This window comes from Acidovorax sp. 106, from assembly GCF_003663825.1.
Lineage (GTDB): Bacteria > Pseudomonadota > Gammaproteobacteria > Burkholderiales > Burkholderiaceae_C > Acidovorax.
Genome location: NZ_RCCC01000001.1, coordinates 744462 through 771066, shown reverse-complemented (window position 1 = coordinate 771066; position 26605 = coordinate 744462). Strand labels below are relative to the sequence as shown.

Below are 26605 nucleotides of genomic sequence, written 5' to 3'. Positions count from 1 at the left end.
TAGAGGCCAATTTTGTTTAAAGCCCGAAGTACCAGCGTGCTGAGTGGAAGAACACGGGGGCCGCAAAGCACAGCGCATCCACCCGGTCCAGCAGCCCGCCTGCACCCGTGACCGACATGCCCTGCATGCCCCAACTGGTCACGCCCCGGTCGCGTTTGAGCGCCTTCATCACCAAATGCCCCAGGCTGCCCGCAACGCACGCCAGCAGCGCCATGCCCAGCGCCTGCCCAGGCTTGAACGGGGTGATGAACGACAGCAGCCCGCCCGCCAGCCCGCCTGCGGCCACACCGGCCAGCCAGCTCGCCCACTGAAAGCTCTGGCTTACCTGTGGCGCCACCGGCTTGTGCGGAAAGCGCCGCCCCAGCAGGTGCTGCACCAGCATGCAGGTTTGCACCACAAACACCAGAAAGAAGACGAGGAAGGCGCCCTTTTCGCGGTAGCCCGGAAAGTCCAGCAGCAGCAGCGCGGGCACATGGCTCATGCCATACACGCAGACCATGATGCCCCACTGCAGCTTGGCGTTGCGCTCTAAAAAGCGCTCAGGGTCGTTGGCCAGCGCGCTCACTACCGGCAGCGCCAAAAACACATACACCGGGATGAACACCGTGAACAGGTCAAACATCTTGCTGCCCACGATGGTGAACTGCAGCGGCAGCACCACAAAGAAGGCCAGCACCAGGCTGCGGTGGTCGCCGCGCCGCGTGGGCGACAGCGTGATGAACTCGCGCAGCGCGAAGAAACCCACAATGGCAAACAGCACCGTGGCCACCGTATCGCCCAGAGCCCAGCCAATCCAGAACACCGTGGCCATCATCCACGAGGTTTTGATCAGGCCCCAGAAACGCTTGGCCTCCTGCGTGCGCGCATCGGCCAACGGGTCGTCACTGGCATGCTCGCGCAGCGTTTTGGCAAAGCCCCACAGGGTGGCCAGCGAGAGCACGCCAAACATGACGATGAACAAGGCACCGATCTGCTGCGAGGTGCTGAGGTTGCGCAAAAAACTATTCATTCCAAGAATCCCATTCCGGCCTATTCAATGCTGCCTTTGTGGTGGGCGCTGCCCCTGCCGGGGACGCCGAGCAAAGGCCGCCCTGCAGCGAGGGCGTCGTCCCCCCTCGGGGGGGAAGGCGCGAAGCGACTCAGGGGGGGCTTCATTTCAAACCTCGCGCAGGGCCATGACAGCGCGGCGGGCACGGTCGAGAAAGGGGCGGCGCTCTTCGCCAGACTCCAGCGCAATCGGCGCACCAAACGTCACCGAGCACAGGATGGGCACGGGCACTACCTCGCCCTTGGGCATCACCCGCTGCACGTTGTTGATCCACGCGGGCACCAGCACCACGTTGGGAAACATCTGCGCCAGCTTGAACAGGCCGGACTTGAACGGCTGGGGCTCATCGCCATGGCCCCGCGTGCCTTCCGGGAAGATCACGATCGAGTCACCGCTCTCCAGCGCGCGCACCAGCGGCGTCAGCGGATCTCCCTCGGGCAGCGCGGCGCGCAGTTCCTCGGGGCTCGGCTCACGGGGCAGCGCATCGGGCGCCGGGTCGGGGCCACCAGCGGCGGCGGTTTCGGCCTCGGTGCTAGGTAGTTGCACTGCCACTGTCACTGCTGCTGTGGCCTGCGCGGCATCGGCCACAGCGGGGACGGCTGAAGACGCGGCGGCTGCGCTGGGCGGGTGTGCCGGGCTGGCTTGCCGGTCCACATACACCGCGTTGAACACCGCCGTGGTGATCCACTGCTTGAACGGCGTCTTGGTCCAATAGTCCTTGGCCGCAATCGGGCGCGTGATGCTGCGCAATTCCTCCGGAAGCGCCGCCCAGATCAGCACCATGTCGGCATGGCTTTGGTGGTTGGCAAAGTAGATGCGCTGCTCCGCCTTGGGCGGGCAACCATACCAACGCGCCTGGGAGCCGGTGAGGAACCGCACCACGCCCAGCAAAAGGAAACTCATTAACTTGGCAAGCATGGCGGGGATGATACGGGGCAGGCGCGGCACCGATCTAATGGTTGGGATGGGGCAGTTCAGGCGGGCGCGTGCGGAAGTGCTGCGATGAGTTCGAGCCACTGGGCTCGCGGCGTACTGGGACGCAAAAATACCGGGTTGCCTGTGGCATCAACGCCCTGCACAGCAAAGACATTCTTTGCCTGATCGATTCCGATGGTGACAATGGCAGTGATGGCCCTTCCCTTCCAACAAACAAGTGAGATGCCTTATCTCTCAATTGCGCGGGGCACTCGGGGTGTGAAAGTCCTTTTCATTCGTTACGCATCGAGAAGAGCATGAGTCAATTTCCAGTCGCCGTTGATCCGGAGCTTGTCGGGGAGTACCCAGTTTTAAGCAAATCAGGCGGGGGTTACTTCTTTGATGAGGTTCTTGAGTATCGGGTCTGGTGTCATCCTGAGCGCGTCGCCCCAGACGAGTGTGAAGGCGACGATTACTACTGCGCCTTCAGCGCGTACGAAGATGCGCTGGCATTTTCACAAGACACCCCAGGCTCGGAGGAGCCCTTGGTTCTCATCCGCCAGCGTGAATGGATTAACGAGCCTAGCCCCGGCACCCTTATCCATGAAAAAGGAGAGCGCATTGCTGAGTGGCGCGTGGAGTGGTTGGAGTCCGGTCCTCGCCGCGCAGGCGAGATTGAGGCCTTCATTGCGGCAAGCTGTAATGCTTAGCAACTCGTATATGGATGCCATCTCAACAGCAAGAGCCTGATCGATTGGTGACCAGAGGGCAGAAGATCGGCAGTCGTAAATCCGGCATCTTATGTGGATTCAGTCGCGATCCGTGCTGACATGATGGTGCTGTGCTTGCTTCGAGCAAGGTTGCCGCAACAGTGGCATCGGTCTTTTTGCGCTGCACCCAGCTCGAATGGGGTGCGCGTAAGGCGCTGGGTTTCTAGGATGTGCCAGTGTTCGTCGGCGATGGCGATCTGGTTGACGGATTTAGCCAAGTCGACGGCCACGGTATTAGCATGCATGTCGGACGCCTTTGGTTTGAACTCCTTGTCCCCACGCCCATGAATTCCAGTGCGCTAATCTCACGCAAACAAACGGGGAGTTCATCCCATCATTGCAGCGGACCTGTGCTGGCTGGTCCGCTGAATTCAAAAGTTAGGCATCTTGATTTGCGGGAGGCATGAATGAAGCGGGAAGATGCAGAAGGTCTCTATCAGGTCTATGAACGTGCACTTGCGGTCTTGGCTGAATCAGAGTCGGTGCTCTGGCAGTTGCCGAAAGGGCCCGAGCGTGAAGCCCTTGTCCGCGCTTATTCGCACCTGACCACCTCCATCCTTTGCGACTTGAGAGCACCATTGGTGCGCGAGTACCCCGATCTAGATACAGAGGGGCCTCAGGGGCCCTACGACACCGAGCTAGATCAGAATGAGCAAGACGCTGTGGACCGCCTCTCGCCCTCACAAGTGCAAGAAATCGATGCAGCGCTCCTCGCTGAGTGCATTGCCTCGTGGAGAAAAGTGGCTCGCGTAGTAGGCGCGGTTATGCTGCACCATTCGGAGCGGTTCCCGGAGATCGCGGATGGCTACTTCGCTACCAGAGTTGCATTCCTTGTTAGCGAGGGTCTGCTGGAGTCACAGGGAAATCTGGGCTACATGCGCTTCAGCGAGGTGCGACTGCGCCAAGTCGAGAGCAGTGATGCCTAACCCCTCGTTTATGCACTCCCCCACAACAGCAAAAGCCTGACCGATTGAGAACCAGAGGGTTGAGCGCCTGCAGTCGTATATCCGGCATCTGTAGTGGGATCGTAAGAGTCCCGTGGTGCCACAAGCATCTGCGTCACCCGTCGCTACACCATACAAGCGACTGCTGTAAAGCTGGAAGAGTGATCGATGTAGTGCGGTGTGGAAAGAGCCCGGTTGGTCATGATGGTCGATCATCTCGTCGCAAGTGGTGAATCAAAACTGGCAGTGGCGCGGCGTGTTGCCTGCTCGCAGGTCAGGTGGTCTTCCCCAGCCCTGCAGACATACTCCGCTGCGCTGCGCTGTTGCATAGAATCCGCCCGCTGATTTGCTTTGCGGCGTGCGCCTTGACCCTTGAGGCACGCACTTCAGCCCTGCTCGTGTCATCGGCGCAGGCAGTCGCCCTTTCCTTTTTTCTCATCGATCCATGTTTCAGTACGCCAAGTCATTGCTGCGTGGGTGCTTGCGGGGTTCTGGATGCATCCGGGGTTTTTGGCTTGCGGGTGCTTTGGTGGTGATGGTGGGCATGCCCCACCCCGACACCCAAGCCCAGACGCAGCCTGCTCCGGGCGGCGTCTTTGGCCCAGTGCCGCCCAAGGCTGCGGCGGCAGAGCCTGCCAGCTCTGCCAATCCTGCGTTGCCCACGGCGCAAACCATGCTGATAGGGCCGCTTGCACCGCAGCCTCAGCCTGCCTCGCAGGCAGGTGCGCCCAACCCCAGCCGTCTCTCTGCTGTGATGCGGCTGTTCATGCGCCCGCAGGGGCATCTGCTGATCGTGGGCGGCGGGGAAACCCCGGTCAGTGTGCAAAAGCGGTTTGTGGCGTTGGCCGGGGCGGACAACGCACGCATTGCCGTGCTGCCCATGGCCAGTTCCAAGTCGGACGAAGAGGCGCAGGAGGTGGCCCGCGATTTTGCGCACTTGGGGGCCGAGGCGCAGGTGGTGGACTTTCGCCCCGGCGAGGCCAACAGTGCGGCGGTAGTGCAGACGCTCGAAGGCTTCACCGGCTTCTGGTTTTCAGGCGGCGACCAGTCGCGCCTGTCTGGCCTGCTGGTGGGCACGCGTGCCTTGCAGGCGGTGGAGGCGCGCTACCTGGCGGGCGCGGTGGTGGGCGGTACGTCTGCCGGGGCCTCGGTGATGAGCCGCCTGATGTTGACGGGCAAATGGCGCACGCCGCGCAACTCTGAAGAAGAGGAGCAGATCAACATTGCCCGTGGCATGAAGGAGCTGGCCCCTGGGTTTGGCTTCTTCAAAGGGGCCATCGTGGACCAGCATTTCATGCACCGCGCCCGCTACAACCGGCTCATCAGCGCGGTGCTGGACCACCCCCAGCTCATCGGTGTGGGCATTGACGAGGAAACGGCTTTGCTGGTGCGGCCGGATGGTATTTGGGAGGTGCTGGGCAACTACTACGTCAAACTGTTTGACGCCCGCCGTGCCCAGATCGTGGACGACGATGGCCCCATGGCAAAGGCAGCAGACATCCGCATGCATGTGCTGCCCGAGGGGGGCTTGTTCGACCCGCAGCGGCGCAGGGTGACGTTCCAGGAAATGCACATTCCATGAACCTGGGGCATTACCCCCAGATCCGATAAGCCCAGAACGCCTCTTCACGCAGGATGCCGTCATACAGCGCCTGGGGCGTGAAGCCTGTGATGCGGCGGGTGACCCGGCACAGGTGGGACTGGTCGGCATAGCCTGCTCCCACGGCCACCTCGGCCCATGGCACGGTGCCTTGGCCGACATGGGCGGTCAGTGCATCAAAAAAAGCCTGCTCTGATTTGCCCATGCCGCGCAGCTCCCGCAGGGGGAGGCCCGCCCAGCGCTTGATGCGCCGCTCCAGTTGGCGCAGGCTGCGGCCGGGGGCGGACAGTGCCGCGCGTTGGGCCAGGTGGTTGGCCCAGTCGGTGTAGCGGTGTGCGCTGTGCAGGGTGGTGGGGCGGCACGCCTGCCAGCGGGGCTCCAGAAAGTCTTCCAGGCAAGCCAGGCGGCTGGCGCTGTCGGGCTGCGATTGCACGGCCTGCAGTAGGGGGTGCCAGTCGGGCGGCAATGCGGCCTGGGCATCGACAAAGCGGTTGGTCAGGGCTTCGGGCTCCAGCCCTGTCAGCTGGTGCAGGGCATCGGGCAGAAGCAACACCATCATGCCTTCGGTGGGGCCTGCGCACCAGCTGGTGCTGGGCGCTGTTTGCGGGCCGCTGAGCACCCAGCGGCCGGGCAACGGGACGTGCTCGCAGCCCAGTGTGGCCACCGTGCCTGGGGTGCGCGGGACCAGCGTCTCGCCTTGACCCTCAAACCACCAGCTCAGGCTGCACAGGGGCGATGCCGGGAAGTGGTTGAGCCGCTGCGCGTCGGTGAGCTCATACCCCACGGTGCTGCGCACCATGGCCGCGCGCAGGCAAGAGGTGAGCGAGGCCCGGGGCAGCCAGAGCTGGCCTGAGGGAATCAGCCCAGGTGGATGGTCTGCGGTTAAAGGTGCCAAGGTCGCCATGGCCGCGCAGTGTACCCAGGGATCCTCTGCACAAATCGCCGCGCCGTGTGCATCTGCGGTCTCGGGCGGTCTGCGGTGTTGCAAATACTCGCAATAGCGGCGGCTATTGCTGCGTTTTGCGCCTTGCATCCCATCCCGATCCGCAGCGCACACTTGGCCAGCGCGATTCGTGCAGAGGATCCCTCGCCTCAGGTGTCGTGTTCGTTCAATACGCGCTGCGCTGGGTGGCACACCATGCGGGGCATGAACACTGCCGCACAAACTTCGCACGCCGACCCGATGGTCCTGACGCCCCCTGCCGTCGCTGTGGCGCCGATGGCAGACCACCCTACGGCCCCCCGCCCGTTGTCGCCCAGCGGCCCGCGCAGCGCTTGGTGGGGCCTGCCCCTGCTGCGTGACATGCATGCCGACTATCTGGGCTTTGTCACCCGCTTGCACCAGCAGCATGGCGACCTGACCCGCATGCGCCTGGGCTACGAAGACGCCTGGGACCTGATGCACCCCGACCTGGTGCGCGAGGCGCTCATCACCCATGCCGACCATTTGATCCGTTGGGAGCGTGGCATGGAGGTGTTTGAACAGGTGTTTGGCCAAAGCGTGCTGGTGACCGAGGGCGCCGTCTGGCAGCGCCAGCGCCGCATGCTCATGCCCGCCTTCACCCCCAAGCGCGTGGCAGGCTACGCACAGCTGATGACCGATGCCGCCCGCCGTGCACTCGACGCTGCCGTGCCTGCGGGCCAGCAGCGCGCGCTGGTGCCGGTGGATGCGCTGTGGACGGATGTCGCCATGGACGTGATCTTGCGCACGCTGTTCAGCGAATCGGCCCAGGCCGATGCACGCGATGCCGCCTGGGCCACGCAGACGCTGTCGCAGGGCGCGTTCCGGGAAATGTTCATGCCCTTCACATTGCCCGACTGGCTGCCCCTGCCGGGCAAGGCCGACAAGCGCCGAGCCCTGCGGGCGCTGAAGGGGCTGGTGCAGCGGCACATTGACGCCCGCCAGAGCGAAGCCCCTGTGGCCGACGGGGCCTCGGGTAAGCCCGAGCGCACCGACCTGCTGCACATGCTGCTGGCCCTGCGCGACGAAGGCACGGGCGAGGCCTTGTCACCCCAAGAAGTGCTGGACCAGTGCCTGGTCACCTTTCAGGCGGGGCATGAGACCAGCGCCACCACCTTACTGTGGTGGACGACGCTGATGGCCCAGCACCCTGAAGCTGCCGAGCGCGCCCGGGCTGAGGTGGACGCGGTGCTGCAAGGCGGTGTGCCCGGCCCAGAGCACATGGCCCAATTGCCCTGGCTGGGCGCCACACTCAAGGAGGCCTTGCGCCTGTACCCGCCCATTGCTGCGCTGATGAACCGCCGCACCACCGCGCCCATCACTCTGGGCGGGGTCTCGGTACCGCAGGGGGCCATGCTGCGCATCACCCCCTGGGTGCTGCACCGCGATGCGCGCTGGTTTGCGCAGCCCGAGCAGTTCCAGCCCGCGCGCTTTCTGGAGGGTGCGCCGCCCATCCCCAAGGGCGCTTGGATTCCCTTCGGTCTGGGGCCGCGCGTGTGCATTGGCCAGCACTTTGCGATGCTGGAGATGACGCTGCTGGCGGCCATGCTGCTGCAGCGTTACACCGTGCGCTGGCCTGATGCCGCACCGGCTTGCGCGCCCCGCTTGAACGTGACGCTGCGGCCTGAGGAGCGGGTGTCGGTGTGGCTAGAGCGCAGGGGCTGACCTTGGGTGGCGCATAGTCAAGGCTTATGTTGGTATTGCCTGCGTTGATCTTCCCGCTGGTCTTGGTACTTGCCTTGCCGAAGCTGTACCAAATCCCCAAACAGCTTTGGCTGGCGGAACTCCACTTTTGCCCACAGCGGCGCGGCTGGTGGGTGATGGCCTGCGGCATTGCCTACCTGGCTTTGTTGGGCTGTACCCTCAGGCTGGGCTTTGTGCTGGCGCAGGCTGTGTGGGGCTCAAGTGAGCCCTTGTCTGCCTTTGGGGTGGTACTGGGCTGGGTGGCTGCCTATCCGTGCGTCTACGTGGGCGCGGCGTGGGCTTTCTATCATGGCCTGAAACCTCGGCCTGGGGTGGTCGGCTGAGCGATGCAGGGCTACCTCGGACAAGGTTCTACGGCAGCTCCGCACTCCCCATGCGCCCCAGAATCGTCCGCGTGCGCCCTGCCAGGTAGGCCGAGCCGGGCGTTTTCTCAAACCGCTTGGGCGCGGGCAGCATCACGGCCAGCCGGGCGGCTTCGGTGGGGGTGAGCTGGGCGGCGCTTTTGCGAAAGTAGTGCTGCGCAGCGGCCTCGGCGCCGAACACGCCTTCGCCCCATTCCACGTTGTTCAGGTAGATCTCGAGGATGCGCTCTTTGCTCAGCAGCTGCTCCAGCAGCAGGGTCAGCACAAACTCCTGGCCTTTGCGCAGCAGGGTGCGCTCGCCCGACAGCAGCAGGTTTTTGGCCAACTGCTGGGTGATGGTGGAGCCGCCACGGATTTTGGGGGCGCGCACGGGGCGGTCGGGGGTGCGGTTTTGGGCTTTGGCCACCTGGGCTTCGGCCTTGGCGTTGCGCTCCCAGGCTTTTTCGATGGCGGCCCAGTCCACGCCTTCGTGGTTCACAAAGCCATCGTCTTCCGAGGCAATGACGGCGCGCTTGAGGTGGTCGGAAATCTTGGCGTAGGGCACCCACTGCTGGCGCCAGGGGATGCTGCCTTGGCTGGTCAGCAGCGTCCAGGCTTCGGACCGCTCGAAGGTCGTGGACTCGGGGTTGACCACCGCCATGGCGGCGATGCGCAGCACAAAAAACAGTTGCAGGCTCACCAGTGCGATCAGCACCAGGCCCAGCCAGCGGGCCAGTGTCTTCATGGTTGCATGGCTCCAAAGGTGGGGCGCTGCTGATGGCTTTCCTTGAACCGTTCACGCGGAGCTGGTCGAAGCGCCGCGCAAGGCTCGGGCAGGCTCAGCCCGAACGGCCTATCCAGTTCATGCAAGTTCATGGCGACTCATGACTCAGGCGGTCTGGCGCATCTCTTCCAGCACCTGGGCGGAGGGTGGGCGCACACCGCGCCAAATGGCGAAGGCCTCGGCGGCTTGCTCCACCAGCATGCCCAGGCCGTCGCGCGGCACGGCGCCGTGGGCGCTGGCCCAGTCCATAAAGCCTTGTGCTGCGGGGCCGTACATCATGTCGTAGGCCAGGCTGCCAGGGCGCAATACGCTGGCGGGTATGGGCACGGCTTCGCCGCTCAGGCTGCTGGCGGTGGCGTTGATGATGACATCAAAATTGCCCTCTAACGCTTGTGGAGTAAGCGCAAGCAGCTCTGCTTTTTGTAGCGCTGCCAGGGCGCTGTGCGATGCCACCAGCGCCTCGGCCTTGGCCACGGTGCGGTTGGCAATGGTGATGTGGCGTGCCCCAGCGTGCAGCAGGGGCCCCAGCACGCCGGCGGCGGCGCCGCCCGCGCCCACCAGCAGCACGCGGGCACCTTTCAGGCCTACGCCTGCGTTGCGGGTGATGTCTGCCACCAGGCCCAGGCCGTCGGTGTTGTCGGCGTGGATGCTGCCGTCGACCTGAAAGTTGAGGGTGTTGGCCGCGCCTGCCAGGTGCACGCGTTCGCTGCACACAGCGGCCAGGGCCGGGGCTTCAAACTTGAAGGGCACGGTGATGTTGCAGCCTCGCCCGCCCTCGGCCAAGAAATCGCGCACGCCTTGCGCAAAGCCGCCCAGCGGTATCAGGCGGCGCTCATAGTGCACAGGTTGGCCGGTCAGTTCGGCAAAGCGGGCGTGGATAGCGGGCGAGCGGCTGTGGGCGACGGGGTTGCCCATCACGCAGTACAGGTCGGCGGGGGAAGGCGAAGAGGTCATGGGAACAACAAGGGCTGCATGCAGGGGGCGGCCTTGGGGCGGGGGCCGCCGCGGGTAACGGGTAACGGGTAACGGGTAGCGGGTAACGGGCTTTGCCAGGGGCTGGCGGCTCAGACGGATTCGCGTTCAGTTCATCTCCACCCCAACCGTTCGGGCTGAGCTTGTCGAAGCCTTGCGCCGCGCTTCGACAAGCTCAGCGTGAACGGTTAGATATTTTTGAATGCATTTGGGTATCAGAAGCTACCTCACGCTCGTCTCCAGCGTCTGGTCGCGGGTGAACTTGAAGCGGGCGACCATGGCCACCTGGTCGGCCTTGGCGCGCATTTCGGGGGTGAAGTGGCCAAACGGCGCGGCGGCGCGGGCAATGGCTTCGGCGCGGCGGTCCAGTGCGCCCTTGCCCGAGCCTTGCACCACCTCGGTGGAGAGCACGCGCCCGTCGTGGTTGACGGTGACGATCATGATCAGTTCGCCGTAGAGTTTTTTACCGCCCTGTTCAGGGAAGTTCTCGGTGCCCTTGTCTTCCACCTTGCGGCGCAGCGCGTCGTAGTAGATGGCGTAGGCCTCTTCGCGGGTGGCGGGGCTGATGTAGCGCTTTTTGGGGCGCGAGTTTTCTTCGTTGATGCGCTTTTCAATCTCGGCCAGCAGCTTGACGAGCTGGCGGCGTTTTTCTTCTTGCGACATCTGCTCGCCGCTGTCGCTTTGCTTGCGCGGGTCGGGCTCGGGCATGGTGGCCAGCTGCTTGCGCATTTGCGTGAGCAGCTGGGTTTGCTGCTCTTGCATTGCGTCCATCTTGCGCTGCATCTCTTCAAAGTCGTCGCCCACCGCCGTCAGGGCCGAGTAGGGCAGGGGGCTGGTGGCTCGGCCCTGGGCGGCGTCACCGCCACCGGCCAGGTTGGACTGGGCGATGGCCTGGGCTTTTTCAGGCCGTTCGTTGGACTTGGCGTTGACCAGGATGACTTCGAGCGGCGTGTCTTGGAACACGCGATTGAAGCCCTCGGGGTCGATGAAGCGCACAGAGATGAGGGCCGCGTGCACGGCCACCGACACGCCCAGTGCAATCTGCAGCGTGCTGAAGGAGCGAAAGAGCGAGCGCATGGTCACGGCGTTGGGTTATCGGCGTTGGCGTTGGTGGGTGTGTCTGCCTCATTGACGTCCACGGCAATGGCAATCGGGCCTGCCACGGCTTCGTCGTCTCCGTCGTCTTCCAGGGGCGCATCATCGCTGGCATCGGCGGGGTCGTCCAGCCGCTCCAGCACGGTGCCGTGCAGGTCCAGCGTGATCTCGTCCACCTCGCCCAGCTTGACTTTCAGGCGCGCGCCGCGTGGCAGGTTCTGCGCGCCCAGCACCGGGAAGACCAGCGGGATGTCGTCGGCGCGCACCAAAAAGCTGCCGCCGGGGCCTTCCTTGAAGACGGTGGCGTTCAGCTCGGTGATGCCGTTTTGCTCCACGTATTTCAGCGTCCAGAAGCGTTCCATGCCTGCCTGGTAGCCGTTGTAGGCGCTGTAGGCGCCGTCAAAGCTACTGATGATGGAGAACAGATCGGCATCTTTGGGCTTGAACGGCGCAGCCAGCGCCGCCGTGGCGCCGTGGCGGGCACAGGCAATGATTTGCCACTGGTTGACCAAGTCGGTGTAGCGGCGCAGGGGCGATGTGGCCCACGAATACGCTTTGACGCCAATGCCCGCGTGCGGCAGTGCCTTGGTGCCCATGCGCACCTTCACGCCGGGCGCCATGCTGGCCTGGCTGCGGTAAATGCCGGGCACGCCCAGCTCGGCCATCCAGCTGCCCCAGGTGCTGTTGGCCACGATCATGGCCTCGGCCACGATCAAATCGAGTGGCGCGCCGCGCTGGCGCACGCTGATCTGCACCTGCTCGTGGCCTTGGGGCTCCGCGCCGTTGTTGCCGACCAGGCGGAAGTTGTAGTCCGGCCGGTTGAAGTTCTCGGGCTTGCCGCGCACCACTTCGCGGCGGGCTTTCAGCTCTTTGGCCAGGCGGTATAAAAATGATAGCTGCCCACGCAGATCAGATAAGCGCTGGGGGGCATTTTGGTGCTCAAAAGCGGGGTTGCTGAGCCATTCTTCCGTCACCACGCTGTCGAGCTGGTCGTGGCGCAGGTTGGCGGCCACGTGCACGCGTTCGAGCTTGGTCTCAGAGCCCTTGAACTCCAGCGTCGCCTCGTCAATGGTGACGTAGAGCGACACGGCCGGGTTGGCGCGGCCTTCGTCCAGCGTGTAGGTCTGCACCACGTCATCCGGCAGCATGGTGATCTTGTAGCCCGGCATGTACACGGTGGACAGACGCGCACGGCCGAGCTGGTCGATGGCGCTGCCCGGCTGGATGGCCAAGCCGGGTGCGGCGATGTGGATACCCAGCACCACGGTGCCAGTGCCCAGACCCTGCACCGACAACGCATCGTCGATTTCGGTGGTCTGCGAGTCGTCAATGGAGTAGGCCTGCGCGGTGGACAGCGGCAGCTCGTCTGCAATGACTGGTGCCGTGACGGCCGGAAAGCCCGTGCCCTTGGGAAAGTTCTCGAACAAAAAGCGCTTCCAGTGGAACTGGTAGCTGGAATCGATGGCGCCGGCTTTTTGCAGCAGATCGAGCGGCGCGGTGTGCGTGGCGCGGCTGGCCTCGACCACGGCCTTGTACTCGGGCGCGTTCTTGTCGGGCTTGAACAGAATTTTGTAGAGCTGCTCGCGGATGGGTTGTGGGCATTCGCCCCGGCCCAGGGCGGCGGCCCATTCGTCAATCTGTGCCAGGAGGGCTTTTTTCTTCTCGATGGCGGCCAGGGCCTGCTGCAGGATTTCGGCGGGGGCTTTCTTGAACCGGCCCTTGCCCGCGCGGCGGAAGTAGTGGGGCGCGTCGTACAGGCGAAACAGCGCGCCCGCCTGCTGGGCCAGGGTGGCGTTGTCCGAAAAATAGTCGCGGGCGAGGTCGGCAAAGCCGAAGTCGTCCTCGGGCGCAAATTCCCAGGCCAGGTCCAGCTCGATGCTCTCGGCCACGGCCTGCGCCTGGGCGATCAGCTCGGAGGGGGCGGGCTTTTCAAATCGCAAAAGGATGTTGGCGGCCTTGACCTTGACCCGTTTGCCCGAATCGAGCTCGACCTGGGCGGATGTATCGGCTTCGGACAGGATACGACCGGCCATGAATTTGCCGGCTTCTTCAAACAGTGCATGCATCCGGGGATTCTCCCATGGGCGATCAGGGGTGCTGGTTACCGTTGGCTGCAAGGTTGTTTTTTGGCCGCGCGGCGGTGGGCGTTCCCTGTCTCACTCTCTCGGGTATGTTGGTGTGGTTGATGCTATTTATTTGATAGCTGCTTGCGCTTGTCTGAAAAGCGCTGGATGCCCATTTTGTGCGTAGTGCACGGATCGCCACTATCATCCCCACCCTTTGCCCTGTCTTTGGGGTCGTAGCCCCCTCTGTCGCGCACCCTGCGCGCGTTCCCTGCCCATTTCGCGAACCCTTGCCGATGCCGTTCTCTGCTTTTGCAATGCCCTGGGCCGTGCTGTCCGTGCTGTCTGTGGCTCTGCCGTTTTTGTTCGCGGTGACGGCACCGCCGTCGCCCAATTTCTGGCCGCTGGTGTTTGCCTGGTGTTGCGGCGCAGTGCTGGCGGCAGGTGCGCTGGCGCGGGGGGGGCAGGTGCAGACCCGTGCGCAGGGCCGCCGCCTTTACCGACAAGCCGCCATGGTCTTGGCCTGGGGCCTGCTGCTGGCGGCGGTGGTGGGGGGCGTGGTGGGCTTGCTGCAGTACCTGGGTGCAGAGCCCTGGGGATCGCCGTGGATCCACCCTTCCAGCCCGGGGCAGGCGGTGGGCAACCTGCGCCAGCGCAACCAGCAGGCCACCCTGATGGCCATGGGCGTGTGGGCGCTGCTGTGGCTGTGGGTGCGCATGGCACAGGCGGCACGGCACTGGCACCGCGCCGAGCGTGGCGCGGGGCGTTGGCTGGGCGTGTCTCTGGCCGCTCTGCTGCCGCTGCTGGCCTTGGCATCGGCAGCCACGGTATCGCGCACCGGGGCTTTGCAGTGGGGCGTGATGGTGGTCTTGCTGTGCCTTTGGCGCGGCACGCCCGCCAGGCGCGCCTTGCCCGTGGCGCTGCTGGGCCTGGCGGTCTATGTGCTGGCGGCCTGGGCCTTGCCTCAGGTGCTGCTGCACCTGACCGGGGTGCAGGGCGAGGGGCTGTTTGCCCGCTTGGCAGGCGATGGGCGTCAGTGCTCCAGCCGCCAGGTGATGTGGTCCAACATGCTGCACCTGATTTCGCTCAAGCCCTGGACGGGGTGGGGCTGGGGCGAGATGGGCTATGCGCACTACATGACGCTGTTCCCGGGTGAGCGCTTTTGCCTGCTGCTGGACAACGCCCACAACCTGCCCCTGCACCTGGCCGTGGAACTGGGCCTGCCCGCCGCACTGCTGCTGTGCGTGGGCGCCGCTGCAGTGGTAGTCCGCGCCCGCCCCTGGCGCGAGACTGACCCCGTGCGCCAACTGGCCTGGGGCCTGCTGGCTTTGGTGGGGGTGCACAGCCTGCTTGAATACCCGCTGTGGTACGGCCCCTTTCAGGTAGCGACAGTGTTTGCGCTGCTGTTGCTGCTGTGGCGCAGCGGCGGTGGCTGGGCTCGGCGGTGGCTGTGTGGGTGGCTATGGCGTCTGGGCGCGCTGGCGTGCTTGGTGGGGGGCGGCTTGCTGGCCACGGCGGCCTACCAGTACCGCACTGTGAGCCAGCTTTACAAACCGGCGGACCAGCGCCCGGCAGCCCTGCGCGATGTGCGCGCCGTGCCCGTGCCTTCGGGCACCCTGTTCCCGGACCAGGTGCGCTTTGCCTGGCTCACCACGCATGCGCTGACGGCGGCCAACGCCGCTGAGATGCACGCCGCAGCGCTGGCGTTGCTGCATTTTTCGCCCGAACCCCGGGTGGTCGAGAAGCTCATTGCCAGTGCCCAGGCTCTGGGGCGCGACGATGAGGTGGCCTTCCATGTGCGGCGCTACCGCATTGCCTACCCGGCAGACCATGCGCATTGGCTGGCGAGGCAAACCCGATGGGCGCCAGCCAGTGGCGCTGAAGACATGACCGAAGAGCGGGAGCCAGAGGCCAGCGCTGCCCCCTGAACAGGTTCTACGCCAGATCCAGAAAACGGGTGATGCGGGGCAGGTGGTTTGCAAAGTCGCTCAGCGCATGCTCGCCGCCCTCCAGCAGGCACAGCTCGGCCTGGGGGTAGCGGGCTGTCATTTCGCGCCAGTTCAGCACCTCGTCGCCCTTGGCAATGATGGCCAGCTCGGGCGTCCGGGCGGGCTGGCCGCGCAGGTCCAGCGCTTGCAACTCGCCAATGTATTCCGGGAGAAAGTAAAACCGCTCCTCGGGGTTTTGCCAGGTGGTCTGCTCGCCGATGTAGCGCGCCAGATCCCGGGCCGGGTCGACGGCGGGGTTCAGCATCACACTGGGGCAGCCCGCATGCTGGGCCACCCAGCTGGCGTAAAACCCGCCCAGCGACGATCCGATCACGCCCATCGCCCCCCGAGGCCACTGGGCAATGCCCTGTACCACCAACGCCATCGCCGCCTGGGGCGATGGCGGCAGCTGGGGGCACCAAAAGGTGACTGCTGGATGGTGCTGGGCGACATGGGCCGCCATCTGGCGCGCTTTGGCCGAGGCGGGTGAAGAACGAAAGCCGTGCAGGTACAGGAGGTGGGTGGTGGTCATGGGGCAGGGGAATCACTGCTTTTGGCGGGGTGGGGTGTGAACAGGGTCTTCGGCAGAAGATGTTCAGCACAAGGTGCGCTGCGCAGTGCCTTTTTTTGCTGCCTGCACCTTGACCGATTTTGCCCCGCTTTCCGCAGCCAGATGCTGCCGTTGCAACTGCCGTTGCAGATCAAGGGGCAGACTTTTGCGCTCATTGACGCCGACCAGTCTGCGGTGGGCGGCATTGTGGTGGATGACAAGGCTTTGGGCTTGCGGCGCACACTGCGCAACCAGGCGGTGATGGCCTTTGGGCAAGCGGGCTGACGCCAGGCAGCCCGATAATCGCGAGATGGCCGCCGTTTTTGAAAAGACCTCGCTCTCGCAGCGCGTACTGCCCCTGTTCAGGGGGTTTGATCTGCCCTTGCTTCTTGTGGTGCTGCTGCTGGCGTGCGCCGGGTTGGTGGCCATGTACTCCTCGGGTTACGACCACGGCACGCGGTTTGCAGACCATGGGCGCAACATGCTGATCGCCGCCGCCATCTTGTTTTTGGTGGCACAGGTGCCTCCCCAAAAGATCATGGCCTTTGCCGTGCCGCTTTATGCCGCAGGCGTGGCGCTGCTGTTTGCTGTGGCACTGTTTGGCATTACCAAGAAGGGGGCGACCCGCTGGCTGAGCATCGGCGTCACGCAAATCCAGCCCAGCGAGATTTTGAAAATCGCCATGCCCTTGATGCTGGCCTGGTGGTTCCAGAAGCGCGAGGGGCAATTGCGCCCGCTGGACTTTGCCGCCGCCGGGCTGCTGCTGGTCATGCCGGTGGGCCTGATCATGAAGCAGCCAGACCTGGGCACCTCGCTGCTGGTGTTGGCGGCGGGGCTGTCGGTGATCTTTTTTGCGGGCTTACCGTGGAAACTGGTGCTGCCGCCCGTGCTGCTGGGCGGCATTGGCATTGCGCTCATCGTGTGGTTTGAGCCGCAACTGTGCGCCGATGGGGTGCGCTGGCCCGTGCTGCACGACTACCAGCAGCAGCGCATCTGTACCCTGCTGGACCCCACCCGCGACCCACTGGGCAAGGGTTTTCACATCATCCAGGGCATGATCGCCATCGGCTCCGGCGGCATCACCGGCAAGGGCTTCATGGCGGGCACGCAGACGCACCTGGAGTTCATCCCCGAGCGCACCACCGACTTCATCTTTGCCGCCTATTCCGAAGAGTTTGGCCTGGCTGGCAACCTGTTTCTGGTCGTGGGCTTTTTGCTGCTGGTCTGGCGTGGGTTGTACATCGCCCTGGGCGCCACCACCCTGTTTGGCCGCCTCATGGCCGGGGCCGTGTCGATGATTTTCTTCACCTACGCCTTTGTGAACATGGGCATGGTCAGCGGCATCTTGCCCGTGGTGGGGGTGCCGCTGCCGTTCGTCAGTTATGGTGGCACAGCCATGGTCACGCTGGGGCTGGCGCTGGGAATTTTGATGTCGGTGGCGCGGGCGCAGCGCCAGGAGCCGCAGAAGGCGCGCACGCCGCTGTAGCGTTCACTCACTTTGCCTGTGGCCCCTGCGTAGAGACCGTCGCAGCGTAGGGACAAGGGTCGCCACCCTTGCCGGACGGAGGGGCTGCGGTTAAAACCCGGGCTGTTGGGTTTCACATCCCCTGGAGGTGTTTCCGATGGCAGCGAAGTTCGAGCTCAAGAAGACGACCAATGACAAGTTCGTTTTCAACCTGCTGGCCTCTAATGGCCAGGTGATTTTGACCAGCGAGACCTATGACTCGCACGCGGGTGCCTTGCAGGGCATCGAGTCGGTCAAAAAGCATGCCCCGAACGACACCCGCTATGGGCGCCTTTGTGCCCGCAACGGGGCCCCATATTTCACCCTCAAGGCGGCCAACGGCCAGGTGATTGGCCAAAGCCAGATGTACTCGGGCGCCAAGGCCCGTGACGCGGGCATTGAGGCGGTGCAAAGCTATGCGCTGGCGGCCAGTCTGCATGACCTGACGGCGCCGTAGGCTTTTGGCTACCCGCAGAGCCTGTTTCCCCCTTGCGCCGCGCGGGCGGGGCGGCGCGCCTAAAATGCAGCGATGACCTTTCGCTCCTCTACTGCTGCGCCCCAGCGTGCCGCCACCACCCAACGCATCGATGTCGCCCGTGAACTGCTCCTGACGCCCTTTGGGCTGGACGAAGGGCACCTGGCACGTGCTCTGGCAGAAATCCGCGCCCACCAGGTGGACGACGCGGACCTGTACTTCCAGTACACCCGCAGCGAAGGCTGGAGTCTGGAAGAAGGCATCGTGAAAACCGGCTCCTTCAGCATCGACCAAGGCGTGGGTGTGCGCGCCGTCAGTGGCGAGAAGACCGCGTTTGCGTATTCCGACGATATTTCTGAAGCCTCGCTGCTGGACGCCGCGCGCACGGTGCGCTCGATCTCGTCTGCGGCGCAAGGTACGCGGGTGCGTGTGCCCGCCAAGAAGATTGCCACCAGCCGCAGCCTGTACCAGGGCGTGGACCCGATTGCTTCGCTGGACAGCACCGCCAAGGTGGCCCTGCTCGAGCGCCTGGAGCAGCGCGCCCGCGCTAAGGACCCGCGCGTAGCGCAGGTGATGGCCGGGTTGGCGAGTGAATATGACGTAGTGCTGGTGGCCCGTGCCGACGGCACCCTGGCGGCCGATGTGCGTCCGCTGGTGCGCCTGTCAATCACGGTGATCGCCGAGCAAAATGGCCGCCGCGAAGTGGGATCGGCCGGTGGCGGTGGCCGCTTTGGCCTGGCCTATTTCGACGACGCCCTGCTGGGCAAGTATGTGGACGAGGCCGTGAATGCCGCATTGGTCAATCTGGAATCGCGCCCCGCACCGGCGGGCGAGATGACGGTGGTGCTGGGTTCGGGCTGGCCTGGCATTTTGTTGCACGAGGCCGTGGGCCATGGCCTGGAAGGGGACTTCAACCGCAAGGGCTCCAGCGCCTTCAGCGGCCGCATTGGCCAGCGCGTGGCCGCCAAGGGTGTGACGGTGCTGGACGACGGCACCATTGCCGACCGCCGTGGTTCGCTGAACGTGGACGACGAGGGCAACCCCAGCCAGCGCAATGTGCTGATCGAAGACGGCATTTTGAAGGGCTACATCCAGGATTCGCTCAACGCCCGCCTGATGGGTGTGGCCCCCACGGGCAATGGCCGCCGCGAAAGCTACGCCCACATCCCCATGCCGCGCATGACCAACACCTACATGCTGGGTGGCGACAAAGACCCGCAAGAGATCATCGCCAGCATCAAGAAGGGGCTGTACGCCAGCAACTTTGGTGGCGGCCAGGTGGACATCACGTCGGGCAAGTTTGTTTTCTCTGCCAGCGAAGCCTACTGGGTGGAAAACGGCAAGATCCAGTACCCCGTCAAAGGCGCCACCATCGTGGGCAGCGGCCCCGAGTCGCTCAAGAAGGTGACCATGATCGGCAACGACATGCGCCTCGATAGCGGCGTAGGCACCTGCGGTAAGGAAGGCCAGAGCGTGCCCGTGGGCGTGGGCCAGCCCACGCTGCGCATCGAAGGCCTGACGGTGGGCGGCACCGCCTGATGTGATGGCGGTGTGACCCCTGTGCGGGCTTACGCGGCCTGTTCTGGGGGGGGGCGTGTGTTGGTTGCACGCCTTGGCGAGTGGGTAAACCCCTCCACAGACGCCATAGCCCGGCGCAAAATGGCTGCATGCCCGCGTCGCGCACCCTTTTGCCGCAAAGTCTCCAGTCGTTCGGAGATATCAGCCGCTTTTTGCGCGAAGGGGTGGCCGACGAAGACTCCCGCCAGCTACGCGACAGCCTGGGCCATTTGTCGGGGTTGATTGAAGAGGCCGTGCGCACACGGCGCACCAGCGCCGATACCGAGGCCATCCAGCGCACAGCGGCGGCCTTGTTTCAGGGGGCTCGCGAGCACCAGTTGCTGCTGACTGGGCTGGGCTCTGCTTGGCATGGCTTGTACGAATTCACCGCCTACCAGCGCGCCCTGTGGGAGCTGCGCACCGCCATCGCTGCTTGGAAGGAGGCGCTGGAACAGCGCCACGCCAGCGAGGCAATTTGCTTCGACAAATTCGAATTGCTGGCTTGGCGCACCCTGGGCGAGGCGCTGCTGTTGATCGACATGTACGAGTGTGATGGGCGCGTGGAAACGCCCACGGATCCGGCATCCGAACGCCCACCGCCTTCTTGGTGGCAGCGTGCGCGCCGCTGGTTGGGGCGGGGCCGCTGAACGGCGGTCGGGTGCCTTTGCGCGCCACTCAGAGCGCCAAAATCCGAACTCCAGTCGCTGGGTAGTAACCCTTGGCCGCGCGATTTTGTGTGGCTTTTTGGGCCCAGCTTTGCGCAACGGGCTTGCGGAACCACCCGGGGGCTGTGCTACATTGATCGACATGCAAGTTCGCAGCGCGTTTTATTTTTGGTTTTTTATCTCGGTCCTAGGCGGATGAGAGGAAAACGCGCAAGCAACTAAAACACCTCCCCATACCAACCGCCGCAGCTGCAAAGCCCGGCGGTTTTTGTTTTTTCAGCCCCCTGTTTTTCACTCTTTCAATCCACACGAGGAAGCCAACATGAGCGTGCAAGCCAATCCCACCAGCGATGCCTGGTACCGCAGCGTCGACAAAACCAGCCAGACCGACGACGAACGTATCAAGGACATTACCGTGTTGCCTCCTCCAGAGCATCTGATCCGCTTTTTCCCTATCAGCAATACGCCGGTGGAAGGGCTCATCAGCCAGACCCGCAAGAACATCCACAACATCATGGCCGGCCAGGACGACCGCCTGCTGGTGATTATTGGCCCTTGCTCTATCCACGACCCCGTAGCCGCAGTGGACTACGCCCGTCGCCTGAAGGCCGTGCGCGAGCAGTACAAGGACACGCTGGAGATCGTCATGCGCGTGTACTTCGAAAAGCCCCGCACCACCGTGGGCTGGAAGGGCCTCATCAACGACCCCTACCTGGACGAAACCTACCGCATCGACGAAGGCCTGCGCATTGCGCGCCAGCTGCTGATCGACATCAACCGCCTGGGCATGCCAGCGGGCAGTGAGTTCCTTGATGTGATCTCGCCCCAGTACATCGGTGACCTCATCAGCTGGGGTGCCATTGGTGCGCGCACCACCGAAAGCCAGGTGCACCGCGAACTGGCCTCGGGCCTGTCTGCGCCCATCGGCTTCAAGAACGGTACGGACGGCAACATCCGCATCGCGACCGACGCCATCCAATCGGCCAGCCGGGGCCACCACTTCTTGTCGGTGCACAAGAATGGCCAGGTGGCCATCGTCAACACCAACGGCAACAAGGACTGCCACGTCATCCTGCGCGGTGGCAAGGCCCCCAACTATGACGCCGCCAGCGTGGCCGCTGCATGCAAAGACCTGGAGGCCGCCAAGCTGCCGGCCACGCTGATGGTGGACTGCAGCCACGCCAACAGCAGCAAGCAGCACGAGCGCCAGCTCGATGTGGCGCGCGACATTGGTGGCCAGATTGCCAGCGGCTCGCGCAGCGTGTTCGGCGTGATGATCGAAAGCCACATCAACGCTGGCGCACAAAAGTTCACCCCCGGCAAGGACGATGCCTGCGCGCTGGAATACGGCAAGAGCATCACCGACGCCTGCCTGGGCTGGGACGACTCGCTGGCCGCGCTGGCCGACCTGTCGGCCGCTGTGCAGGCGCGCCGCGCACGCTGAGATGGGGGCTGGGCGGCGTTGTGTGGAGGCTGCTGTGTCAGGGAAAAGACCCAGGCATCTGCCCTGGCGCAGCGTGTAAGCTCCATCGGCGGAGAGTGCCGAAAAGCGGCTGGGCGTGCAGCCCAACCGGCTTCTCAAGGGCTCTTTGAAATCGTTTTCACCCTCCCGACGCATTCAAAAAGAGGTACCCCATGCACAGTGAAGTATCGGTCCGCCTGGCGGCAGACCAGGAGTTTCGTTTTGACCTGGCCGGCGCCGAGCCCATGGCCCACGAGGCTGGGCGCCTGTGGCTGGACGAGCAATTCACCGCGCTCGACTGCGAACCCTTGCGCGCCAGTGGCAAGGTGCTGCTGGCCGATAAGGTGTTGACCGTGGCGCAGGCCGCAGGTGCCAGCTTGCTGTCGCAGCCTGATTGGGGCCAGCGGTTTGCACGCGCCGCCAGTGCCGCGTTGGCTCGCCCCATTGTGCGGGTGGACGTGCCCGCCATGGCCGTGACCTATTGAGTTGGCCTACCCACGCAGACTCTGCCCATAAGGTGGCAGAGCATTTAAGGAAAAATAGCTTCTAGCGCACTATCTATAAGCGCTAGAAGCTATTGTTTTTATAGCGTTTGACCGCGCTGCGCTGATCAAGCCGTGCAGAGAATCCTTAACCTCTCAGCGATTCCAGCAGGCGCGCGTGGATGCCGCCAAAACCCCCGTTGCTCATGCACACGACGTGATCGCCCGCCCGTGCCGCCTGCGAGACCTGCGCGACCAGCGTGGCGATGTCAGGCGCGGTCTGCGCGCGTTGGCCAGGGCCCACGCCCAGCGGGGCGAGCGCGGTGGCGGCGTCCCAGTCCAGCCCGGCGGTGTGGCAAAACACCAGGTCCGCAGGTTCTAGCGCCCAGGGCAGTTGGCTTTTCATGGAGCCGAGCTTCATGGTGTTGCTGCGCGGCTCAAAAACCGCCAGGATGCGTGCCCCGGGCGCTAGGCTGCGGCGCAGCCCATCGAGCGTGGTGCGCAGGGCCGTGGGGTGGTGGGCAAAGTCGTCGTACACGGCGATACCGCGCACCGTGCCACGCAGCTCCATGCGGCGCTTCACGTTCTCAAACTGGCCCAGGGCCGCAGCGGCCACCGCTGGGGCCACCCCCACATCGTGCGCCGCCGCAATGGCAGCCAGGGCGTTGAGCTGGTTGTGCACTCCCGTCAGTGCCCATTGCACCCGCGCCACCTTGGCGCCCTGGTGCAACACATCAAAGGCCTGCGGGTTGCCCTCGGCGCTGAAGTCGCTCACGGCGGCGCCAAAGCTGCTCACCTGGCTCCAGCAGCCGGTGTTCAGCACGCGGGTCAGGCTCTCTTCTAGCCCATTGGCCACCACGCGGCCCGAAGGCGGCACGGTGCGCACCAAGTGGTGGAACTGGCGCTCGATGGCGGCCAGGTCATCAAAAATGTCGGCGTGGTCAAACTCCAGGTTGTTCAGCACCGCCGTGCGGGGGCGGTAGTGCACAAACTTGCTGCGCTTGTCGAAGAAGGCGGTGTCGTACTCGTCGGCCTCGATCACAAACAGCGGGCGTTGGCCTTGCGCGCCCGGGCCGGGCTGAGGGCGCTGGCTGGCGCCCAGCCTGGCCGAGATGCCGAAGTTCAGCGGCACCCCGCCGATCAGGAAGCCGGGCTGCAACCCGGCGCTTTCCAGAATCCACGAGAGCATGGAGGTGGTCGTGGTCTTGCCATGCGTGCCCGCCACGGCAAGCACATGGCGGCCTTGCAGCACATGCTCGGCCAGCCATTGGGGGCCGCTGGTGTAGGGCAGTCCTGCATCCAAAATGGCTTCCATCAGCGGAAACTTCGGGCTGCCATCGGCCAGCCGGGCACGGCTGACCACGTTGCCCACCACAAACATGTCGGGCTGCAGCGCAAGCTGGTCGGCGCCAAAGCCTTCGATCAGCTCAATGCCCAGGGCGCGCAGCTGGTCGCTCATGGGCGGGTACACACCGGCATCGCAGCCCGTGACCTTGTGCCCTGCCTCGCGGGCCAGGGCCGCCAGGCCGCCCATGAACGTTCCGCAAATTCCGAGTATGTGTATGTGCATGGCCGGGGATTCTAATGAGGGCCTGCGGGGCTCTGGGGCCGGGTCGGCGCTCAGGCGAAGAGTCCGCACCCCTGCGGTGCCGATGTCCCTCTGAAGAGGTAGCAGGGGCGCGGAAATCTGCAGGGGGTGTTGCACCCCCTGCGGTTTATCAGGCCTGGGTGTAAGCCGTCTTGACGGTGGTGTAGAACTCAGCCGCGTAGCGGCCTTGCTCGCGTGAGCCGTAGCTGCTGCCCTTGCGGCCACCAAACGGCACGTGATAGTCCACCCCTGCGGTGGGCAGATTCACCATCACCATGCCTGCTTGCGCGTGGCGCTTGAAGTGGGTGGCGTGCTTGAGGCTGGTGGTGGCAATGCCGCTGGCCAGGCCGAATGGGGTGTCGTTGGCCAGGGCCAGGGCTTCGTCGTAGCCCTTGACGCGCTGCACGCTGACCACCGGGCCAAAGATTTCTTCGCGGTTGATGCGCATCTCGGGCGTGGTCTCGGTGAACAGTGCGGGGCGCAGGTAGTAGCCAGGGGCACCGTCGGCGTTGGTGGCCAGGGCCTCGCCGCCGTGCAGCTTGGCGCCTTCTTTTTGGCCAATGGCGATGTACTCCAGGTCTTGCGCCAGCTGGCGGTCGTCCACCACGGGGCCGATGTCGGTGCCAGCCTTGCGGGCATCGTCCACCTTCAGGGTCTTCATCTTCTCGACCATGGCGGCCACGAAGCGGTCGTGGATGCCTTCGGTCACGATCACGCGGCTGCTGGCGGTGCAGCGCTGGCCGGTGGAGAAGAAGCCGCTGTTGAGCGCAGCGCCCACGGCCACGTTCAGGTCGGCGTCGTCCAGCACCACGAAGGGGTTCTTGCCACCCATCTCCAGCTGCACCTTGGCGCCACGGCCCACGCAGGCGGCTGCCACACGCTTGCCGGTGCCGACGGAGCCGGTGAAGCTCACGCCTGCGATGCGCTCGTCTTCGAGCAGCACGGCACCCACTTCGGCGCCACGGCCCATCACCAGGTTGAACACACCGGCAGGCAAGCCTGCGCGGTGCAGGATGTCGGCCAGCGCCCAGGCCGAGCCAGGCACCACTTCAGCGGGCTTGAACACCACGGTGTTGCCATAGGCCAGGGCGGGGGCAATCTTCCACGCAGGGATGGCGATGGGGAAGTTCCAAGGGGTGATCAGGCCGATCACGCCCAGGGGCTCGCGGGTGATTTCCACACCCACGCCAGGGCGCACCGAGGGCAGCACCTCGCCACCAGGGCGCAGGGCCTCACCGGCAAAGAACTTGAAGATGGCGGCAGCGCGGCCCACTTCGCCAATGGCTTCGGGCAGGGTCTTGCCTTCCTCGCGGGCCAGCAGGTCGCCCAGCTCGGCCTTGCGGGCAATGATTTCGTTGCCGACAGCGTCCAGGATGTCAAAGCGCTGCTGGGGGGTGGACAGGCTCCAGGCCGGGAAGGCGGCGTGGGCGGCGGCCACGGCATCGAGCGCCTGCTCGCGGCTGGCCACGGCGTAGTCGCCGATCACGTCGCGCGTGTCAGACGGGTTGGTGTTTTGGTACGTGCGGACGCCTTCGGTCCATTGGCCGCCAATGAGGTTTTGTTTCATGGTTAGTGCAGTGAGTGGTTGAAAAAAAGAGATGGGCGTTCAATACGCGGCGGAGACCAGTTGTCCCGTGCGCTCAAACGCCTCCAGGTTGTCCATCACCCGCTGGCCCATGGCCTGGCGGGTTTCTTGCGTGGCGCTTGCAATGTGCGGCAGCAGCACCACGTTGTCCATGCCCAGCAGGGCTTCGGGCACCTGGGGCTCGCTCTCGAACACGTCGAGCCCGGCACCGGCAATACGACCGCCTTCCAGGGCGTGGATCAGCGCGGCTTCATCCACCACCGTACCGCGCGCTACGTTGACCAGGAAGCTGCGGGGCCCCAGGGCGTTGAGCACGGCTTCGTTGATGAGATGGCGGGTGGCTGGGCCACCTGAGGTGACCACCACCAGGAAGTCGCACCAGGTGGCCAGATCCGTCAGTGAGGGCTCGTGCGCCCAAGGCACCCCGGCCACGGGGCGCCGTGTGTGGTATCGCACTTCCATGTCAAAGCCCAGGCCACGGCGCGCGATGGTCTGCCCGATGCGGCCCAGCCCCACCACGCCCATGCGGGCGCCGCTGACCTTGCGGCCCAGCCCAAAGCTGTTGCCGCCCAGGCGTGCCCATTGCCCGGCGCGCACAAAGCGGTCGGCCTCGGCGGTACGGCGTGCCACGTCCAGCACCAGCGCAAACGCGGTGTCGGCCACACAGTCGTTGAGCACATCGGGGGTGTAGCCCACGGCAATGCCCCGGGCCTTGGCTGCATCGACCGGCACTTTGTCCAGGCCCACCCCAAAGCTGGAAATCACCTTGACCGAGGGCAGTGCGGCCAGGTGCTGGGCCGACAAGCCAATCGCTGCACTGGTGACCACGGCATCAAACTGTACCCCTTGCTCTGCCAGGAAGACGGCCGGATCGGGTTCGTCGGTCAGGCGGTGCACGCTGTAGCGGGCGTGCAGGGCTTGTTCCAGCGCGGGCACCAATTTGCCTGCCTGGAGGATGCGGTTCAAGGTGTGCATGGGGTGGATTCAGTGCAGAGGGTGCAGAGGAGGGGCTGGGAACTCAGGTGGGGCGCACCGCCTGGCGGGCCAGCAAGCGCCATTGGCCGCCATCTTTTTGCCAGACGGTCAGTACCTTGATGGTGACGTTGCCGGGGGTGCCACGGTCATTGGTGGCACCCGCCAGGGTGTGGCGCACCACGGCCACGTTGCCCGAGACGCTGATGGTCTGGTCTGAGAACGTGATGGAGACAAAGTCGGAAGACTTGTCCATCAGCGCGCCGATGAAGCTCGCTTGCGTGTCCACCTTGCCGCCCGAGTGCCCATAGCTCAGCAGGGGGCTGGTCAGGCCGGTCAGCGTGGCCTGGTCAGGGTCGACCATGGCGACGCGCAGCTTCTCCACGACCGAAGCCACGGCTTGCTCTTCGGCAGAGGCCTGGGCGTGTGCCACCAGGGGGGCAGTGACCAGCGCAGCGGCCAGGGTCACGCCTTGTGCGCAGCGCAGGCTCCAGTGGGAATTGAATGGGTTCATGGTTGTCTCCTCAGGAGGGTGGTTGGAAAAGCAGAAAGCCCCAGAGGGCTGGGGCCGGGCTGGCGC

The 26605-nt window shown here is 64.7% G+C and carries 26 protein-coding genes and 1 pseudogene; 13 read left to right on the top strand and 14 right to left on the bottom strand.

The window, feature by feature from the left end; genetic code table 11:
* Positions 1–16 precede the first annotated feature (16 nt).
* From C8C98_RS03390 to C8C98_RS21965, 3 genes and pseudogenes are all read right to left on the bottom strand, one after another.
* Positions 17–1009 (bottom strand): phosphatidate cytidylyltransferase, encoded by a 993-nt coding sequence (locus C8C98_RS03390; RefSeq protein ID WP_121453135.1) that lies wholly within the window; start codon positions 1007–1009, stop codon positions 17–19.
* Between the two features lie 147 nt (positions 1010–1156).
* Positions 1157–1966, bottom strand: a complete 810-nt coding sequence (locus C8C98_RS03385; protein WP_121453134.1) for a 1-acyl-sn-glycerol-3-phosphate acyltransferase — start codon at positions 1964–1966, stop codon at positions 1157–1159.
* A gap of 71 nt (positions 1967–2037) precedes the next feature.
* Positions 2038–2169, bottom strand: a pseudogene (locus tag C8C98_RS21965) (IS110 family transposase); the annotation flags it as partial.
* Positions 2170–2280: 111 nt separating this feature from the next.
* Here C8C98_RS21965 and C8C98_RS03380 point away from each other — a divergent pair.
* A complete protein-coding gene (locus C8C98_RS03380) occupies positions 2281–2673 on the top strand; it encodes a GCN5 family acetyltransferase (RefSeq protein WP_121453133.1) in 393 nt (130 codons plus the stop codon).
* Positions 2674–2762: 89 nt separating this feature from the next.
* Here C8C98_RS03380 and C8C98_RS21485 read toward each other — a convergent pair whose 3' ends face one another.
* Positions 2763–2978: a hypothetical protein gene (locus tag C8C98_RS21485; RefSeq protein WP_147436322.1), complete on the bottom strand. Its 216-nt coding sequence runs from the start codon at positions 2976–2978 to the stop codon at positions 2763–2765.
* 162 nt (positions 2979–3140) lie between these two features.
* On the opposite strand from C8C98_RS21485, the gene C8C98_RS03375 reads away from it, so the two are divergent.
* Both C8C98_RS03375 and C8C98_RS03370 read left to right on the top strand, forming a co-directional pair.
* The gene (locus C8C98_RS03375; RefSeq protein ID WP_121453132.1) at positions 3141–3659 is read left to right on the top strand and encodes a DUF3658 domain-containing protein; all 519 of its coding nucleotides are present in this window, start codon (positions 3141–3143) and stop codon (positions 3657–3659) included.
* A 562-nt stretch (positions 3660–4221) separates the two neighbouring features.
* Positions 4222–5259, top strand: a complete 1038-nt coding sequence (locus C8C98_RS03370) for a cyanophycinase (RefSeq protein ID WP_158600132.1) — start codon at positions 4222–4224, stop codon at positions 5257–5259.
* 10 nt (positions 5260–5269) lie between these two features.
* Here the strand turns inward: C8C98_RS03370 and C8C98_RS03365 are convergent, their stop codons facing one another.
* Positions 5270–6181: a helix-turn-helix domain-containing protein gene (locus C8C98_RS03365; RefSeq protein WP_233574435.1), complete on the bottom strand. Its 912-nt coding sequence runs from the start codon at positions 6179–6181 to the stop codon at positions 5270–5272.
* Positions 6182–6424: 243 nt separating this feature from the next.
* On the opposite strand from C8C98_RS03365, the gene C8C98_RS03360 reads away from it, so the two are divergent.
* Positions 6425–7903 carry a cytochrome P450 gene (locus C8C98_RS03360; protein WP_233574434.1) on the top strand — a complete coding sequence of 493 codons (1479 nt, stop codon included), beginning with the start codon at positions 6425–6427 and terminating at the stop codon, positions 7901–7903.
* A gap of 26 nt (positions 7904–7929) precedes the next feature.
* A complete protein-coding gene (locus C8C98_RS03355) occupies positions 7930–8265 on the top strand; it encodes a hypothetical protein (protein ID WP_121453130.1) in 336 nt (111 codons plus the stop codon).
* 28 nt (positions 8266–8293) lie between these two features.
* Here C8C98_RS03355 and mtgA read toward each other — a convergent pair whose 3' ends face one another.
* From mtgA to C8C98_RS03335, 4 genes are all read right to left on the bottom strand, one after another.
* On the bottom strand, positions 8294–9028 hold the full coding sequence (gene mtgA, locus C8C98_RS03350; protein ID WP_121453129.1) for a monofunctional biosynthetic peptidoglycan transglycosylase: 735 nt from the start codon (positions 9026–9028) through the stop codon (positions 8294–8296).
* Between the two features lie 144 nt (positions 9029–9172).
* Positions 9173–10021 (bottom strand): shikimate dehydrogenase, encoded by an 849-nt coding sequence (gene aroE, locus C8C98_RS03345; protein WP_121453128.1) that lies wholly within the window; start codon positions 10019–10021, stop codon positions 9173–9175.
* Positions 10022–10261: 240 nt separating this feature from the next.
* Positions 10262–11116, bottom strand: a complete 855-nt coding sequence (locus C8C98_RS03340; protein ID WP_121453127.1) for an energy transducer TonB — start codon at positions 11114–11116, stop codon at positions 10262–10264.
* Positions 11117–11118: 2 nt separating this feature from the next.
* Positions 11119–13200, bottom strand: a complete 2082-nt coding sequence (locus C8C98_RS03335; protein WP_121453126.1) for a ribonuclease catalytic domain-containing protein — start codon at positions 13198–13200, stop codon at positions 11119–11121.
* A gap of 293 nt (positions 13201–13493) precedes the next feature.
* On the opposite strand from C8C98_RS03335, the gene C8C98_RS03330 reads away from it, so the two are divergent.
* On the top strand, positions 13494–15125 hold the full coding sequence (locus tag C8C98_RS03330; RefSeq protein WP_121453125.1) for a PglL family O-oligosaccharyltransferase: 1632 nt from the start codon (positions 13494–13496) through the stop codon (positions 15123–15125).
* A gap of 7 nt (positions 15126–15132) precedes the next feature.
* Here C8C98_RS03330 and C8C98_RS03325 read toward each other — a convergent pair whose 3' ends face one another.
* Entirely contained in the window at positions 15133–15717 is a 585-nt protein-coding gene (locus C8C98_RS03325) for a YqiA/YcfP family alpha/beta fold hydrolase (protein WP_121453124.1), read from the bottom strand.
* A gap of 141 nt (positions 15718–15858) precedes the next feature.
* Between C8C98_RS03325 and C8C98_RS21745 the strand changes: the two genes are divergently transcribed.
* From C8C98_RS21745 to C8C98_RS03295, 7 genes are all read left to right on the top strand, one after another.
* Positions 15859–16020 carry a hypothetical protein gene (locus C8C98_RS21745; RefSeq protein WP_158600131.1) on the top strand — a complete coding sequence of 54 codons (162 nt, stop codon included), beginning with the start codon at positions 15859–15861 and terminating at the stop codon, positions 16018–16020.
* Between the two features lie 25 nt (positions 16021–16045).
* Complete coding sequence (gene rodA, locus C8C98_RS03320; protein WP_121455991.1) at positions 16046–17221, top strand: rod shape-determining protein RodA; 1176 nt, start codon at positions 16046–16048, stop codon at positions 17219–17221.
* Between the two features lie 136 nt (positions 17222–17357).
* Entirely contained in the window at positions 17358–17696 is a 339-nt protein-coding gene (locus tag C8C98_RS03315; RefSeq protein WP_121453123.1) for a YegP family protein, read from the top strand.
* A gap of 72 nt (positions 17697–17768) precedes the next feature.
* Positions 17769–19253 carry a metalloprotease TldD gene (gene tldD, locus C8C98_RS03310; protein ID WP_121453122.1) on the top strand — a complete coding sequence of 495 codons (1485 nt, stop codon included), beginning with the start codon at positions 17769–17771 and terminating at the stop codon, positions 19251–19253.
* A 128-nt stretch (positions 19254–19381) separates the two neighbouring features.
* Entirely contained in the window at positions 19382–19918 is a 537-nt protein-coding gene (locus tag C8C98_RS03305) for a hypothetical protein (protein WP_121453121.1), read from the top strand.
* A gap of 340 nt (positions 19919–20258) precedes the next feature.
* Complete coding sequence (locus C8C98_RS03300) at positions 20259–21380, top strand: 3-deoxy-7-phosphoheptulonate synthase (RefSeq protein ID WP_121453120.1); 1122 nt, start codon at positions 20259–20261, stop codon at positions 21378–21380.
* A gap of 191 nt (positions 21381–21571) precedes the next feature.
* On the top strand, positions 21572–21883 hold the full coding sequence (locus tag C8C98_RS03295; RefSeq protein ID WP_099656472.1) for a hypothetical protein: 312 nt from the start codon (positions 21572–21574) through the stop codon (positions 21881–21883).
* A gap of 145 nt (positions 21884–22028) precedes the next feature.
* On the opposite strand, the gene mpl is transcribed toward C8C98_RS03295, so the two are convergent.
* The 4 genes from mpl to C8C98_RS03275 all read right to left on the bottom strand — a co-directional run bounded on the left by mpl (position 22029) and on the right by C8C98_RS03275 (position 26539).
* Positions 22029–23450: a UDP-N-acetylmuramate:L-alanyl-gamma-D-glutamyl-meso-diaminopimelate ligase gene (gene mpl / locus C8C98_RS03290; RefSeq protein ID WP_121453119.1), complete on the bottom strand. Its 1422-nt coding sequence runs from the start codon at positions 23448–23450 to the stop codon at positions 22029–22031.
* Positions 23451–23598: 148 nt separating this feature from the next.
* Positions 23599–25035 carry an aldehyde dehydrogenase family protein gene (locus tag C8C98_RS03285; RefSeq protein WP_121453118.1) on the bottom strand — a complete coding sequence of 479 codons (1437 nt, stop codon included), beginning with the start codon at positions 25033–25035 and terminating at the stop codon, positions 23599–23601.
* A 39-nt stretch (positions 25036–25074) separates the two neighbouring features.
* Positions 25075–26028 (bottom strand): 2-hydroxyacid dehydrogenase, encoded by a 954-nt coding sequence (locus C8C98_RS03280; protein ID WP_121453117.1) that lies wholly within the window; start codon positions 26026–26028, stop codon positions 25075–25077.
* A 43-nt stretch (positions 26029–26071) separates the two neighbouring features.
* Positions 26072–26539 carry a nuclear transport factor 2 family protein gene (locus C8C98_RS03275; RefSeq protein ID WP_121453116.1) on the bottom strand — a complete coding sequence of 156 codons (468 nt, stop codon included), beginning with the start codon at positions 26537–26539 and terminating at the stop codon, positions 26072–26074.
* Positions 26540–26605 lie beyond the last annotated feature (66 nt).

Bases quoted from the DNA above. Each gene is read 5' to 3' on its own strand.
- C8C98_RS03360 (WP_233574434.1), top strand. From the start codon at position 6,425: ATGAACACTGCCGCACAAACTTCGCACGCCGACCCGATGGTCCTGACG.
- C8C98_RS03365 (WP_233574435.1), bottom strand. From the start codon at position 6,181: ATGGCGACCTTGGCACCTTTAACCGCAGACCATCCACCTGGGCTGATT.
- C8C98_RS03300 (WP_121453120.1), top strand. From the start codon at position 20,259: ATGAGCGTGCAAGCCAATCCCACCAGCGATGCCTGGTACCGCAGCGTC.
- C8C98_RS21745 (WP_158600131.1), top strand. From the start codon at position 15,859: ATGCTGCCGTTGCAACTGCCGTTGCAGATCAAGGGGCAGACTTTTGCG.
- C8C98_RS03370 (WP_158600132.1), top strand. From the start codon at position 4,222: ATGCCCCACCCCGACACCCAAGCCCAGACGCAGCCTGCTCCGGGCGGC.
- C8C98_RS03305 (WP_121453121.1), top strand. From the start codon at position 19,382: ATGCCCGCGTCGCGCACCCTTTTGCCGCAAAGTCTCCAGTCGTTCGGA.
- C8C98_RS03325 (WP_121453124.1), bottom strand. From the start codon at position 15,717: ATGACCACCACCCACCTCCTGTACCTGCACGGCTTTCGTTCTTCACCC.
- mpl (WP_121453119.1), bottom strand. From the start codon at position 23,450: ATGCACATACACATACTCGGAATTTGCGGAACGTTCATGGGCGGCCTG.
- C8C98_RS21485 (WP_147436322.1), bottom strand. From the start codon at position 2,978: ATGCATGCTAATACCGTGGCCGTCGACTTGGCTAAATCCGTCAACCAG.
- aroE (WP_121453128.1), bottom strand. From the start codon at position 10,021: ATGACCTCTTCGCCTTCCCCCGCCGACCTGTACTGCGTGATGGGCAAC.
- C8C98_RS03355 (WP_121453130.1), top strand. From the start codon at position 7,930: ATGTTGGTATTGCCTGCGTTGATCTTCCCGCTGGTCTTGGTACTTGCC.
- C8C98_RS03385 (WP_121453134.1), bottom strand. From the start codon at position 1,966: ATGCTTGCCAAGTTAATGAGTTTCCTTTTGCTGGGCGTGGTGCGGTTC.
- rodA (WP_121455991.1), top strand. From the start codon at position 16,046: ATGGCCGCCGTTTTTGAAAAGACCTCGCTCTCGCAGCGCGTACTGCCC.
- C8C98_RS03275 (WP_121453116.1), bottom strand. From the start codon at position 26,539: ATGAACCCATTCAATTCCCACTGGAGCCTGCGCTGCGCACAAGGCGTG.
- C8C98_RS03285 (WP_121453118.1), bottom strand. From the start codon at position 25,035: ATGAAACAAAACCTCATTGGCGGCCAATGGACCGAAGGCGTCCGCACG.
- tldD (WP_121453122.1), top strand. From the start codon at position 17,769: ATGACCTTTCGCTCCTCTACTGCTGCGCCCCAGCGTGCCGCCACCACC.
- C8C98_RS03335 (WP_121453126.1), bottom strand. From the start codon at position 13,200: ATGCATGCACTGTTTGAAGAAGCCGGCAAATTCATGGCCGGTCGTATC.
- C8C98_RS03380 (WP_121453133.1), top strand. From the start codon at position 2,281: ATGAGTCAATTTCCAGTCGCCGTTGATCCGGAGCTTGTCGGGGAGTAC.
- C8C98_RS03340 (WP_121453127.1), bottom strand. From the start codon at position 11,116: ATGCGCTCGCTCTTTCGCTCCTTCAGCACGCTGCAGATTGCACTGGGC.
- C8C98_RS03295 (WP_099656472.1), top strand. From the start codon at position 21,572: ATGCACAGTGAAGTATCGGTCCGCCTGGCGGCAGACCAGGAGTTTCGT.
- C8C98_RS03390 (WP_121453135.1), bottom strand. From the start codon at position 1,009: ATGAATAGTTTTTTGCGCAACCTCAGCACCTCGCAGCAGATCGGTGCC.
- C8C98_RS03280 (WP_121453117.1), bottom strand. From the start codon at position 26,028: ATGCACACCTTGAACCGCATCCTCCAGGCAGGCAAATTGGTGCCCGCG.
- C8C98_RS03330 (WP_121453125.1), top strand. From the start codon at position 13,494: ATGCCGTTCTCTGCTTTTGCAATGCCCTGGGCCGTGCTGTCCGTGCTG.
- mtgA (WP_121453129.1), bottom strand. From the start codon at position 9,028: ATGAAGACACTGGCCCGCTGGCTGGGCCTGGTGCTGATCGCACTGGTG.
- C8C98_RS03315 (WP_121453123.1), top strand. From the start codon at position 17,358: ATGGCAGCGAAGTTCGAGCTCAAGAAGACGACCAATGACAAGTTCGTT.
- C8C98_RS03375 (WP_121453132.1), top strand. From the start codon at position 3,141: ATGAAGCGGGAAGATGCAGAAGGTCTCTATCAGGTCTATGAACGTGCA.